The organism is Thermoproteota archaeon, assembly GCA_030130125.1.
Classification (GTDB): Archaea; Korarchaeota; Korarchaeia; order Korarchaeales; family Korarchaeaceae; genus Korarchaeum.
Genome location: JARZZM010000023.1, coordinates 1 through 11,688, shown reverse-complemented (window position 1 = coordinate 11,688; position 11,688 = coordinate 1). Strand labels below are relative to the sequence as shown.

General features: G+C 56.3%; 16 protein-coding genes. 10 read left to right on the top strand and 6 right to left on the bottom strand.

The window, feature by feature from the left end; translation table 11 throughout:
- Nucleotides 1–92 precede the first annotated feature (92 nt).
- Complete coding sequence (locus QI197_04850) at nucleotides 93–311, top strand: hypothetical protein (GenBank protein MDK2372688.1); 219 nt, start codon at nucleotides 93–95, stop codon at nucleotides 309–311.
- Nucleotides 312–1,002: 691 nt separating this feature from the next.
- Here QI197_04850 and QI197_04845 read toward each other — a convergent pair.
- The gene (locus QI197_04845; GenBank protein MDK2372687.1) at nucleotides 1,003–1,218 is read right to left on the bottom strand and encodes a hypothetical protein; all 216 of its coding nucleotides are present in this window, start codon (nucleotides 1,216–1,218) and stop codon (nucleotides 1,003–1,005) included.
- Between the two features lie 187 nt (nucleotides 1,219–1,405).
- Between QI197_04845 and QI197_04840 the strand changes: the two genes are divergently transcribed.
- Nucleotides 1,406–2,134 carry a hypothetical protein gene (locus QI197_04840; protein ID MDK2372686.1) on the top strand — a complete coding sequence of 243 codons (729 nt, stop codon included), beginning with the start codon at nucleotides 1,406–1,408 and terminating at the stop codon, nucleotides 2,132–2,134.
- Here QI197_04840 and QI197_04835 read toward each other — a convergent pair.
- A complete protein-coding gene (locus QI197_04835; GenBank protein MDK2372685.1) occupies nucleotides 2,055–3,143 on the bottom strand; it encodes a pyridoxal phosphate-dependent aminotransferase in 1,089 nt (362 codons plus the stop codon). The genes QI197_04840 and QI197_04835 overlap by 80 nt on opposite strands.
- Nucleotides 3,144–3,177: 34 nt before the next feature.
- Between QI197_04835 and QI197_04830 the strand changes: the two genes are divergently transcribed.
- From QI197_04830 to QI197_04820, 3 genes are all read left to right on the top strand, one after another.
- Nucleotides 3,178–4,509, top strand: coding sequence for a cation diffusion facilitator family transporter (locus QI197_04830; protein ID MDK2372684.1), 1,332 nt, complete (start codon nucleotides 3,178–3,180; stop codon nucleotides 4,507–4,509).
- A 46-nt stretch (nucleotides 4,510–4,555) separates the two neighbouring features.
- Nucleotides 4,556–5,017, top strand: coding sequence for an Lrp/AsnC family transcriptional regulator (locus tag QI197_04825; GenBank protein MDK2372683.1), 462 nt, complete (start codon nucleotides 4,556–4,558; stop codon nucleotides 5,015–5,017).
- Nucleotides 5,018–5,230: 213 nt separating this feature from the next.
- Entirely contained in the window at nucleotides 5,231–5,737 is a 507-nt protein-coding gene (locus QI197_04820) for a hypothetical protein (protein ID MDK2372682.1), read from the top strand.
- Here QI197_04820 and QI197_04815 read toward each other — a convergent pair.
- Entirely contained in the window at nucleotides 5,700–6,254 is a 555-nt protein-coding gene (locus QI197_04815) for a hypothetical protein (GenBank protein MDK2372681.1), read from the bottom strand. The two genes, QI197_04820 and QI197_04815, sit on opposite strands and share 38 nt — an antisense overlap.
- Nucleotides 6,255–6,765: 511 nt before the next feature.
- On the bottom strand, nucleotides 6,766–7,794 hold the full coding sequence (locus tag QI197_04810) for a radical SAM protein (protein MDK2372680.1): 1,029 nt from the start codon (nucleotides 7,792–7,794) through the stop codon (nucleotides 6,766–6,768).
- A gap of 110 nt (nucleotides 7,795–7,904) precedes the next feature.
- Between QI197_04810 and QI197_04805 the strand changes: the two genes are divergently transcribed.
- From QI197_04805 to QI197_04785, 5 genes are all read left to right on the top strand, one after another.
- Nucleotides 7,905–8,192, top strand: a complete 288-nt coding sequence (locus tag QI197_04805; GenBank protein MDK2372679.1) for a hypothetical protein — start codon at nucleotides 7,905–7,907, stop codon at nucleotides 8,190–8,192.
- Complete coding sequence (locus QI197_04800) at nucleotides 8,189–8,647, top strand: DNA-binding protein (protein ID MDK2372678.1); 459 nt, start codon at nucleotides 8,189–8,191, stop codon at nucleotides 8,645–8,647. Before QI197_04805 ends, QI197_04800 begins: the two co-directional genes overlap by 4 nt.
- Before the next feature lie 254 nt (nucleotides 8,648–8,901).
- Nucleotides 8,902–9,276, top strand: coding sequence for a hypothetical protein (locus tag QI197_04795; protein ID MDK2372677.1), 375 nt, complete (start codon nucleotides 8,902–8,904; stop codon nucleotides 9,274–9,276).
- Nucleotides 9,277–9,692: 416 nt separating this feature from the next.
- Nucleotides 9,693–9,827, top strand: coding sequence for a hypothetical protein (locus QI197_04790; protein ID MDK2372676.1), 135 nt, complete (start codon nucleotides 9,693–9,695; stop codon nucleotides 9,825–9,827).
- Between the two features lie 77 nt (nucleotides 9,828–9,904).
- A complete protein-coding gene (locus tag QI197_04785) occupies nucleotides 9,905–10,207 on the top strand; it encodes a hypothetical protein (GenBank protein MDK2372675.1) in 303 nt (100 codons plus the stop codon).
- Between the two features lie 407 nt (nucleotides 10,208–10,614).
- Here QI197_04785 and QI197_04780 read toward each other — a convergent pair whose 3' ends face one another.
- Both QI197_04780 and QI197_04775 read right to left on the bottom strand, forming a co-directional pair.
- Nucleotides 10,615–11,025, bottom strand: a complete 411-nt coding sequence (locus QI197_04780; protein ID MDK2372674.1) for a type II toxin-antitoxin system VapC family toxin — start codon at nucleotides 11,023–11,025, stop codon at nucleotides 10,615–10,617.
- Nucleotides 10,988–11,269, bottom strand: a complete 282-nt coding sequence (locus QI197_04775) for an AbrB/MazE/SpoVT family DNA-binding domain-containing protein (GenBank protein MDK2372673.1) — start codon at nucleotides 11,267–11,269, stop codon at nucleotides 10,988–10,990. Before QI197_04775 ends, QI197_04780 begins: the two co-directional genes overlap by 38 nt.
- Nucleotides 11,270–11,688: the final 419 nt, after the last annotated feature.

Below are 11,688 nucleotides of genomic sequence, written 5' to 3'. Positions count from 1 at the left end.
GATCAGGGTAATCTGAGAGGGGGGTAGCGAGCTCCTCCGTAGGAACCGAACCAATCAAGGGAGCATCCAGATTTAGGTAAAAATACTTATGGTTGACAGAGACGGCATCCGAAATCCTTGGGAGAAGGTCCTTCACTTCGGGTGGAGCGGGGAAGCTAGGGACCTTCTCTCTAGTATTCACCATAGTGAACGATCTGGTCGTTCTTCAAGACGTTTGGATCGATATCTTCCTGATGAGGATCTCTAGGGGCGAGATAAGGGAGACAACTTGTATCCGCAGTACTCCCTCACTTCTCCATCCTAGGTTCTAAGGTAACGGGCCTCTTGGTCTAGGGGTTTCCTAACAGCAATTTCCAATCTCGACGTGCTCATTTCAATGCAGAAATCCGGTGAGGTAGATGACAGATTGGTAGGGGGCATTTTGCTCGTCTACAGGGTTGAGGAACTCCTTTAAGACGCCCAGCGTCAGAGGGCATGTCGACTACTACCCTTTCTGTAGAACACTCTCCTAATAGCTGGACTCAGTAAGGGCATAGTAAGGGCATACCTAGACAAGGCTTTCATGATAGCAGGGCTCGTTCTCAAAGAGGATCTATCTAGAAGTAAGCGGCTGATCGGCGAAGACTTCATCAAGGAGATACCAGAGCCATCCGCTCGAATCTGTATGGGGGAGGATGCCCCCAGACTTAGAGCGGTTATTTGGCTACAGCCATCGCGAAGGACTTGGGGGCTCTCACCCTGAACTACAGGCATTTCATGAGGCTCCGGAAGTACCCTCAAGATGGTAGGCTGATTAACCTCACTCGGTGTCCGTGAAACTTCGCGGGATTGATGCGACCTTAGGAGGATGCGCCGAGAAGCTGGGGAATAGCGGATGCGATCTAGACGTGATGGGGCCCAACTTGGACTCGGATGGCCGTTCATCGCCTGAGGCACGTATCCTCGGGCCTCCCTATTAGGAAGCTGCGATGGTTCACATGGATGAGGGGAGGAGATCGGCCTCTAAGCTCCTCCAGCATCTCTAGATAGCGCCCCCTCCTGCTCAGGCTTCTCAGGGATATCCACCCCCTCATCGGAGTTACTGGCCCTCCTAGCGACGTAATCCCTTAAGCCCCTCCCGAGCCTGATGATCTCTACCGTATCCACTAGGAGACCTATTATCGTGGCCATCAAGCTCATGGACATGATATCGCCATCAAGCTGCCTCAAGATGCTCAATATAACCCTTATTACCGTTATTTGTCAGAGGTTGGCGAGCTGACATGGATGGAAAAAGCCGATGCGGCGGGGAGGAGATATTATTTGAGGGACCGATTCAAGGGGGAGTCAGGCAATGCCGGCATCATCACTGCTCAGGGCCGGGTAGTACAGATCATCCTCCCCCTATAGGTGCCGGTCCTAAAATATGAGGATGGTGGTTGATCTGCTGGAACAGCTGCTCGCCGCTACCGTCCTGCTGATAGCCAGCGCCTTTGATCTTCTCAACAGGGAGGTGCCGGACTGGGTCTGGATTCCCGGATTGGTAGGAGGGGCTGTGCTGAGGATTCTAGATCCGGGGAGGACCCTCTCTTACCTAGAGGTAGCTTGGCCCATCATTATAGTACTGGTCATCATGCTCCTGGCTGAGTGGCTCCTTTCAGCTAGCGGGGAGGCTGATCTCCTGGCCTACCTGACCCTCGCTCTGATCTCCACCGAGCCATACCTCTACCTTCCTCCCTCCTTCCTTGTCTATCTCCTCTCTAAGCTTCTCTTAGTGATGGTCCTCCCCTTCCAATTCGTGATCAACTTGGCCAGGGTATCCCGCCGACCTGAGCTCTTGAGGGAGTTCGATGAGCCCCTTCACAGGAGGGTCTTGGCTTTATTCCTCCTCTCTCCCTACTCCAAGCATCTAGCGGTTGGAGCCAGAATTGCCGAGGTCAGGGAGGATGGAAGGAGGAGGTTCATCCTGAGAGCGGCACTGGCCCCGCTCGAAAGGTCGGAGATACGGGAAGAGGGAGAAGGCATGTGGATCGCTCCCACCTACCCCTTCATACCCTTCATACTCGCGGCCTACGTCATCGTCCAGCTGCTCTGCCTATGGCTTCCATTAGCTCCGCCATCTCCTCCTCCCTTAGCCTGCCGTAGCTCACCCTGAACCACTCCTTACCTCCCCTAAACGCGGCCGCCGGCACTATTCCCACGACGGGATCTGAGTCGAGGAGCTTCAGGGCCAGCTCCTCCGAGTCTTCCACCTCAGGATGTCTGGCGTAGAGGTAGAAGGCCCCTCTAGGCTCCACGAACTCCAAGCCTGCCTTTGAGGCCTCCCTGACCAGCGCGTCCCTCATCCTCCTGTAGTGCTCCCTGACCCCCTCGAAGTATCTGTCGCTGGCCGCCTCGATCATCCTCATCACCAACCTCTGCACCACTTCGGATACACCGGCTGTGGTGAGGTATATCAGCCTCCCCACGAGCTCCCTGCCCTCCGCACCCCAGTAGATGTAGCCAGCTCTCATCCCCGGAAGGGAGAAGGTCTTGCTGAAGGTGTCTATAACCACATCTCCGACGATCTCGACCCTCTCCCCGAAGTAGATCTGTGAGTAGGCCGCATCATTCAGCAGGAGGACGTTCCTCCTCCGGAGCTCGTCCCATAGATCCCTGAGCGCCGAGTTAGGAGGGAGGTGGCCCGTGGGATTGTTCGGGAAGTTGATGAGCACCGCACCAGCGCCATCGATCCTCCCCAGCACCTCGTTCACTAGGTCCTCGGCTAGGGGGTTATAGGTCTCCACGGGATAGGAGAACTCCACGGGGTGCTCGAAGTACTGGATGAAGCCAGGCGCCGGTATCAGGATCTTCCCCTTCTTCAGCTTCCAAGATGTCAGTGAAGAGATCAGGAGGGCCTGAGCCCCTCCGTTGGTCATGAAAACTCTATCCCTCTCGTAATCCCTCCTCAGAAAGCGCGAGGCGAAGTCCACTACCGCATCCCTGGCCTCATCCATCCCCGTGAATGGAAGGTAGTTCCGCCCGACCTCTCCAGTCTCTGAGAGTACCTCGGACACTGGGAGAGGTGGATCGTGAGAAGGGGCCCCTATGTGAGCTCCTATGACCCTCATCCCCCGGGCTGCCTTCCTGTTGCATGCGTCGAAGATGTCCCTTATGGTAAGCATACACCAGCAGGAGGGGATAAGATAAAATCATCCGGTGGCTTTAGGAGCGGGACTTCAGGTGGAGAGAGCCGAGGGGGTAGCCATCGCTTCCGTAGTCATATCCGCTGCGATAGTGGCGGTGAAGCTCTTCGTGGCTCTGGTCACAGGCAGCATGGCCGTACTGGGGGAACTCCTCGACTCGCTGGGAGACATCCTGACATCCTCCGTTACCCTGATGGGAATAAAGCTCTCAAGAAAGCCGCCGGACGCGGATCACCCTTACGGGCACGCCAAGTTCGACAGCCTGCTGGGCCTCCTCTCCTCCATTTTCCTTATGGAGGTGGAGGCTTGCGTGATATTCAGGAGCATTTCAGCTCTCCTCGGACCCCTGGTCCCACCGAGCGTGACGAATGAGGTTCTTCTACTGCTGGCAGCCACGAGTCTGGTGAACGTGGCAAGGTCGCTCGCCCTCTGGAGGACGGGCGGATCTGAAGGAGTGAGGATGATGCAGTCCGAGGCCATCAACTACGGGTGGGATGCGGCTAGGACCCTTGTGGTGGTGGGGGTGCTCCTCATCTCGAAGGAGGTCCCGCTTGTTGACCCCATCGCCGCCCTGTTGGCCACCGCCCTCGTGGTTCCCTCCACACTGAGGGTAGCTTACTGGTCAGCTAGCGACCTGCTGGACAGGATAGATCCCAAGCTCCTCGCTAGGATATACTCCCTGCTGGGAAGTTGCAGGGAGATAGTAGCGGTCAGGAGGGTGAGGGCCAGGAAGCTGGGTAAGATAACTTTAGTGGATGCTGTGATCGAGGTCGATCCGTCAATCACAGCGGAGAGGACGAACGAGATAATAAAGAGACTCGAGGAGAGGGTTAGGGTGGAGATAGGACCTTCCGAGGTCATGATAGTGCCCCTCGCAGCGGGAAGATCGAGGGGGAGCGTGGCCAAGGAGGTGACGGAGTCGGTGGAGGGCGTGAGGGAGGCCCACACCTTTGAGTTCTACGGGGAGAGGGGGGAGAGGCTGCACCTGCATGTGGTCCTCGACGATGACATCAACCTGAAGAGGGCTGACGAGATCGCCAGGGAGGTCGAATCTAGGTTGAAAGGGGCCCTAGGCGTCGAGGAAGTCATAGTGCACATGGACCACTCTGGTGAGGGCCTCCCGCTGGAGGAGATAAGGGAGAGGATAGAGGAGCTGAGGGGCGTGAGGTGGACGTCCGTTGAGGTCGTGAGGTCCGGAAGTTGCGTGAGGCTAGAGATAAGGGTGGGCGCGGATCCTGAGATGAGGGCCAAGGAGATCAACAGGCTGCAGCACGATGTGATGGCCATCGCTGCCGAGCTGGCCCCAAAGGCGAAGGTGTCCGTTAGGGTGATCCCGGCCTGCTGAGGCCGTCATATCATTTTATAGGTATTAGCGGGGATCCCATTAACCGATGGGCATAAGTATCGAGGAGCTAGACGAGCTGGACGTGAGCATACTCAGGATCCTTCAGCTCAACTCGAGGATCCCGTTCAGCGAGCTGGCTAGGAAGCTTGGGGTCCCTGAGGCCACTGTAAGGTATAGAGTAAAGAAACTCGTCGAGAAGGGGGTCATAAAGGGGTTTTACACCCTCCTAGATCCGAGGAGGGTCGGTCTTCCATTCTCCGTGATAGTTCTGGCGGATGTGGATCCCGAGCACCTAGATCAGGTCTTCGACGGGTTGAAGGAGATGCCTGAAGCCACCCACGTGTTCAAGCTGACGGGAAAGTACAATATAGTGGCCATATTCCACGCGAGGGACATGGAGCATGTGTCAAGGATAGACGAGGCCGTTAGATCCCACAGGGGCGTGAGGTCTGCGGAGACCCTTCTCGTGACAGGCCTGGTTCACATAAACCCCGAGCTCCCCATATAAGTTTGCGATCGTGGATCTTCCGGAAGCTTAAACGCCCGCACATCTCCCTCGGGACTTGGGAGCATCTCCGTGCACCAGTAACACGGTTAGAACGCGAAGCCCTGCCTTCCCGGTAAGACAGCACCTATCGGGGCGATCCACCGGGCAAGGACCGTGAGGTAAGTTCGGGTGGGCAACCTTATTAACCGTGGGATGGAAGACGAAGGGGATAATTTGCTCGCTTCTTCTCGGAACAAGGTAACGAGGCTGCTCTCTCTGCTCGGCTTAGCCTTGCTTATACTCAGCTCTCTACAGCCATGGGTCGTGATGTATCCCCCAAGTAAGGGGATGAGGACCTTCACGATATTGGAATTTCTCAGGTCCCTCTCGACAATTCAGGCCGACTATGGGATAATAGACGGGAGTTCTGGCCTCCTCTACATGACCCTCACACTCCTGATCGTGGCGCTGTTAGCGGCAGCAGCGTCGGCCATCTGGTCTCCCCTCTCCCTGCTCGCTGGTGGGACAGGCCTCCTCTGCGCTGGATTCTGGATGGCTACCCTCTGGATATTCAGGCTCAGGCTGGAATCAGTAGGCGGAAGGGGCCTGGCCGTCACCGTCGGCCTCGGGTTAGGACCGGCCCTCCTCATCGTCGGCTCGCTCATCCTCCTAGCTTCCTTCGTGTTAAGCATACACTTAGGCCTCAGTTCACAGGAAGGGCCCTCTCCTCCCTTATCTTGATCCCCACCACTACCTCCGGCAGGCTCGAGTCCTCGAACACCCTCCCGCTTCTCAAGAGAAGGGGTCCAGCCGCCACCCCCAAGTGACCACCAACCCAGTCGATGGAATCGTCGGCCAGAAATTCCTCCAGCTCCTCCTCGAGCTCTGCGAGCTCATTATCGTCGACCAGCCAGTAGAGAGCCTCCAACTCCTCCAGAGGGAAGGCTAAGTAGTAGGAGATCCTCAGGAAGCTGTCATCCCTCATCACCATAGCCAGCAGATAGCTCCCCTTCTCCTCTTTGAGGGCCCAAAGGTAGTTGAAAACGGGATTTGAGGATACCATCCTCTCGCATTCCTTCCTGAGGATATCTATGCTCTTGGAGTGACCTATATCAGCGAGCAGCTCATCGTAAGGTCTGTGAGCTACCAGTTCGTAGGTGAAACTCATGGTGGTGGTTGGCGGAGTCAACCTAATAAGGATGTCCATTACGCGACCGATGAGCCCATTGAATCCGCTGTAGAGCCGTCTATTCGCCAACGCACTCCTCCTTCACCGATCCTCCAGCCACCCGATCAGCTTATTCCTCGCCTTCTCAAGGTCCTCTCCCATGGGAGCCTTGAGGAATGATATCTGGTAGATCCCCTTCATCATCTATCCACCAGTCGGTAATCTCGTTCCTCTCTATCTCGAAGCTCTTCCCCCCGATGATCCTGTGGAAGACATTTACCCTGAAAATCAGCTTGTTCCTCCTTATGGGGAGCTTTCCCCGGGATAATACTTTGGGCCGGAGGACGACACCAGTACACTACCCAGATCCTCCGACAAGCTTACTGGCACCATTGTCACTGTAATGGAGCCGTATTCTAGCTTTTCCTTAACGAATCGACGAGAAAAGATCCTCGTATTTAATGAAATGATCTTCCGATGTCAACCCGGTGGAGCGGCTTCCTAGCTGGAAAAGGTCGAGAAATTTCAAGCCCGGACGTGTTAATTCTGAATAGGAACGTGCGTCTTTGCATCTTCTCTACTGAACGAAGCCTTGAACGCTTCACTCACATGGGGAGGGGATGTACTTTCCTCTCACCGGAATCGTGTGGCCGCACCTAGGACACCTGTACTTCCCCTCCCCTTCGAAGAGCTCGAACCTCACGACCCTGTATCCCCTCCTCACTATGAGGACCTTCCCACAGGAGGGGCATCGGGTGGTCTCAAGCTCGGGATCGTGGACATTGCCTACGTAAACATAGCGGACTCCCTCCTTCGCTGCGTGCTCCTTTATCTCCATCAGCCTCTCGAGGGGGGTCGGTGGTTCCCTCCAGAGGTGTGCAGGGTAGTACCTGTTAATGTGCAGCGGCACATCTCCGCCTAGCAGGTCCAAGTGCCTCCTTATTATCCATTTATAGCACTCATCGAAATCGTTGGCCCCAGTAACCACCAAGTAGACCATCTCTACGTGGGCACCAGCGTCTAACAGAGTTTTAGCGTTCCTTATCACCCTTTCGTGGTCCACACGGGGAAGGGCCTTCATCCCGGGACACCCCTTTATGTCCACGCTCCATCCGTCAGCACCGGCCCTAACGAGCTCCTCTAAGGCCTTGGGTGTTAGATAGCAGTTGGTGACCATCGTGGAGTAGAGGCCCCTCTCGGTGGCCGAGGCGACGACATCCACAAGATAATCGAAGTTCGTCGTGGGCTCGTTGAAGCTCGCGCATAGGCCCTGATCCCCCGTTCGAATTGCCATCTCGACTAGGGCCTCGGGAGGGGTTACGGGATCTCCCTCTTCAGGTGACCGGAAGCTCAGGCCATGGTTCTGGCACCAGAGGCAGTGGAAGTTGCAACCCCAGTTGGAGAAGGTGAGGGCCGTGCTGTTGGGCCAGTAGTGGAAGAGGGGCTTTATCTCTATGGGCCTGCTCTCCACGGCGCTGAGCCTCCCATAGCCGAGGTGGTAGAGTTTCCCGTCCCTGTTCACGTAGTTACCGCAGATCCCCCTCTTCCCCTGCCTAATCCTGCACCTGTGCTCGCACACCCTGCACTCGACCACATCATCGAGCGGTGTGAAGAGGCGCGCCTCCCTCATCTCCCCACCTCTTGGATCGCCTACTCAAAGATAGAAGTTGTCACTGGCTGCCAGGTACGGGAGATGAGCGCGGGTCAATGTTTTTTATCCACGTTACACGTATCTCACACATGGCAAATATAACACTAAGCGTGCCCGACTGGCTCCACAAGTTGATGAAGAGGTACAAGAGCGTGAACTGGTCGGAGGTGGCCAGACGGGCCATAATCAAGGAGATACTGTCACTAAAAGCTCGAGAGGAGGGCCTTACCAGGGAGGAGCTCGAGGTCCTGATCGAGATCAGCGGTATAGAATTCCCCTCGGGGCTAGCGCCCCGGATCAGCGAGGATGAGCTCCTGAAGAGGATGAGAGAGAGGGAGAGGAGGAGGATAGAGAGGCTGAAGGAGGTCGGGCCATGATCTTGGATACCTCCTCCGTCATCCTAAGGGTCAGCCGAGGGAGGGAGGTGGAGGGGAACATCACCTCCATCACCCTCATAGAGTATCCGCCTGTGAGGCTCTACGGTAAGTTCCGCGGTAAGATCTACTTCCTGACCGAAGCGGACCAGCTGAGAGCTGCCTCCTTACAGGAGAGGATGAGGTCTTTAGGAAAACCGATGAGCGCCGCCGACCTCCTTGTAGCGGCCGTATGCCTGAACAGGGATGAGGAGCTCCTCACAACGGATGAGGACTTCCTGTCCATACTGGAGATTGAGCCCGCGCTCAGGGTGATCGTCGAGAGACCGACGAATCGTTCGAATGAAATGGGAAGAAGTTCGGAGGTTGACTCATCCTCCCTCACCGACCCCGAGAAAGATAGTCTATCATCGCCGATACAAGTTTCGAGATGCGGAAGGGAGGATGAGCCCTACTGAGTGCATGGGCGATGATCGGGAGCAACTTGGCTCTGGGGATACGAACCCCTTGCCTTTAACTAGAGGCACTTCGTCCTAAACTAGCGCTTCATGAGGTTCAAGAAGCGGGGGTTAAGCTGGATAGGTCGAGTGGCACCGCATGGAAACGTTGGGAAAATGCTTGGACGCTTTCGATAGCTCGAATGGTGTGCCAGTTACCTCTCCAGAGCCGAAAATCATTAAAGCAGTCCTTCGATCTTTCGAAGGGGAGCGGCTTGGAACTGGGCGAATGGGGGAGCGCGGGAATCGTCCTGCTCGGTGTCGCCGCCCTGATAATCGCGTTGCTGGCAGTCCACTTCTACGCCACATCCGTCCTCTCACGCCCGGACTCGTTGAGATTCGACTTCCACGCCTACTGCGAGTACGGCACCGTGATAATCCACGCTAACACCCGTCTCGATGGGGTGAGGGTCATGGATGCGAGAGGTAATATCATCTGCGAGTTTCCTGAGGTGCCTGCGGGCAGCGACGAGGTGTGCGAGGTTGTCAGGAGTGGTGTGTATGTGGTGGAGTCGGGAGGTTTGAAGAAGGCCGTGGTATGCAGAGAGATGGGCGTGGTTACGGTGACCTCAGCCAGAGTTGGTGACTGAAGAAAGAGCTGAACCGACTGAACTACCCAGGTGAGGTACACGCCATCCGATCGGCCCGCGCGATCGGCAGCCGAGGCGTCCCATATCAGTTTCCGTAACTGGCCAAGTGCATCGACGCGAAAGGTTTTCCCCTCAGTGGGAGCGGATGAGACCGACATAGGAGGTAAACCGCTTGCAAGCGAGAGTTCCCCCTGCTCCTACTAATCCTGATCCTCTCGGGACTTATCGGTATGATGGTCCCACGTCCCGAACCCAACGGCAGGGTACGCCTCTACCTCATGGGCCAACCGCGATCAGAATGAGAGTGGCCGTCATCTCCGAGATCGTTGAGGTGGAACCGATCGAGGATGCTATCAGGGAGCTGAAGCGCTCTAGCGCGAGGCTATCCTCTACGACTGGCTCTTCGCCAGATACGAGTGGGAAGCCGGGATTGGAACGAGTCACTCTTCCTTGTGAGGTTCGATGGTCCATACGGCCCTGCCCTAGCCTGCGACTGCGGGAGCGAGGAGGTAAGGTCGCTGAGGGCCAGGGAGCTGGTCGATAGACGGTGAGGTAAGGGTACTAGGGGCCTCTTCGACTGGTCCCCCGGGCCTGCGATCCCGATACAGCTGAGGAGGCTCCAGGCTACGTGGAGGAGTTCAGGAAGAGCCCCGGCGAAAGCCTTCAGGAGGCCCTACTCCCCTTCATAGGTGAGCTCAGGGAGGAGGGAGAGAGGAGGGGCTTGAGGGTTTTCATAGTCTCCAACCAGGCCTACAGGTGCGGACCGCGGGTCATGGCCTCCGCGGACTGGAACGTCAGCGAGTCCCACTTCACCGATGTCAGGAACGGGGACGACGGTCTTCTTCCCATAGGAGGTTGGGAAATGGGAGAGCCCAGCCACCTACGTCCCCGAGCTCGTGGAGTCCGTGTACGAGGAGGCCGGAAGGATTGACTTCAGGCTGGGATTCACGCATGTGAGCTATTCACTGCCCGGAGATGAGGACGCATCCTTTTAAGCCTTCGCCGGAGCAATGACCTTCGGGCACGACGGGATCGCTCTAACACCTTCAGAGCTTGAAGGGGAGGCGTTGAGTGATGGTGCGCCGAATGCCTACTGGTGGGATGCTTCCAGTAAAGGATCAACTCGAGCCACTGGGCCCTCGCGGTCTACGACCTAGGGATGGTCGCGGCCGGTCAGGTCCCCATCGAGATCCCAGGCGAGCTGAGGGGGACGGAGGTTTACGATCTGAGGGAGGGGAGGGTCAGGAGGCTCGACGTGGTCGGGAGGAACGCTCCTTGGGGAGGCGTCTTCCTGAGACTGCCCGCCAGATCGGCTTGCTCTTGTACTCCGCGCACGCATCAGAATACCCTTACAATCCAGTCAATCCGGTCAAAATCTCTGTCGTTACTCACCACTACTCTTATCCCTTCCCTCTTCATTTGGGCTGCTATGATCAGGTCGTCCCACATTTTCAGACTTATACCCTCTCTCCTAGCATAACTCAAGGCCTCAATGAAGTCTTCGAAGAGAGTGGGCAGCACTTCCACTGGGTGATCCTCCAAGAACTCGAGAAATAGAGGAATTGCGTTCAGAGACCTCTTCCTCTCCAAATGAGCCAACACCTGGGAGACCACCAGGATGGATGTCACCAATCTTCCTTCCCCGAGGAGGGCTTTGGCTCTCTCCCCGTACCTAGGATCCGCTCTCAAGACATACAGGAATACGTTAGAATCAACGAATTTCCTCTCCGGCAAGCCCTCCCTCCACATCCTCCAGTTCCACCTTTCCAACGCCCGCGGCTCCGAATATATCGTCAATTGAGACCTTTCTCTTAGGGATGAGGACTATCCTTCCCTCCCTCACCTCCATTATGAGGACGGTGCCCTCCTTCAGTCCCAGAAGTTTCCTTATCCTAGAGGGTATCACTACCCTCCCTCTCTTTCCGAGCCTCACCTCCAACATGTTATCCAACGTGCTAGTGTGGGATTTCCCATATAAGAATTCCCACAGCAATTCCCGGTCCTTCGAAGGTGAGGCGTCTGCGCACATTATAAAGAGGAAAGGGGGTTAGTCCGTAAATATCAATCGGCGCGGGCTGCTCTACTCTATTGGTTCCAACTGCTTCCACCCTCCAACAAATGTCGTGAATCCCTCGCGTGGTCACACTATCTTCCTAATCCCCGTTGGGCAACGAGGTGAAGTGCACCGTCCCCGAGAAGCCAGCAACCGGAGTTACAGCTACCGAGTACTCGGCCACCCGTCCCTGCGCCACGGTGACTGACTGGGGGGGGGACTGAGAGCGAAAAATCAGGTTCCTGAGCGCTGGTCACCTGGATCGTTATGTTGACCTTGTCGTAAATGTTGTAGTTGCCCTCCTTGTTCTTCGCCTTGACCTCCAGCTTGTACTCGCCGGGAGCGGTGGAGTCGGACAC

Excerpts from the sequence above, each read along its gene's own strand:
- QI197_04780 (MDK2372674.1), bottom strand. The coding sequence starts at position 11,025 with ATGTGGAGGGAGGGCTTGCCGGAGAGGAAATTCGTTGATTCTAACGTA.
- QI197_04800 (MDK2372678.1), top strand. The coding sequence starts at position 8,189 with ATGATCTTGGATACCTCCTCCGTCATCCTAAGGGTCAGCCGAGGGAGG.
- QI197_04825 (MDK2372683.1), top strand. The coding sequence starts at position 4,556 with ATGGGCATAAGTATCGAGGAGCTAGACGAGCTGGACGTGAGCATACTC.
- QI197_04840 (MDK2372686.1), top strand. The coding sequence starts at position 1,406 with ATGAGGATGGTGGTTGATCTGCTGGAACAGCTGCTCGCCGCTACCGTC.
- QI197_04805 (MDK2372679.1), top strand. The coding sequence starts at position 7,905 with ATGGCAAATATAACACTAAGCGTGCCCGACTGGCTCCACAAGTTGATG.
- QI197_04835 (MDK2372685.1), bottom strand. The coding sequence starts at position 3,143 with ATGCTTACCATAAGGGACATCTTCGACGCATGCAACAGGAAGGCAGCC.
- QI197_04810 (MDK2372680.1), bottom strand. The coding sequence starts at position 7,794 with ATGAGGGAGGCGCGCCTCTTCACACCGCTCGATGATGTGGTCGAGTGC.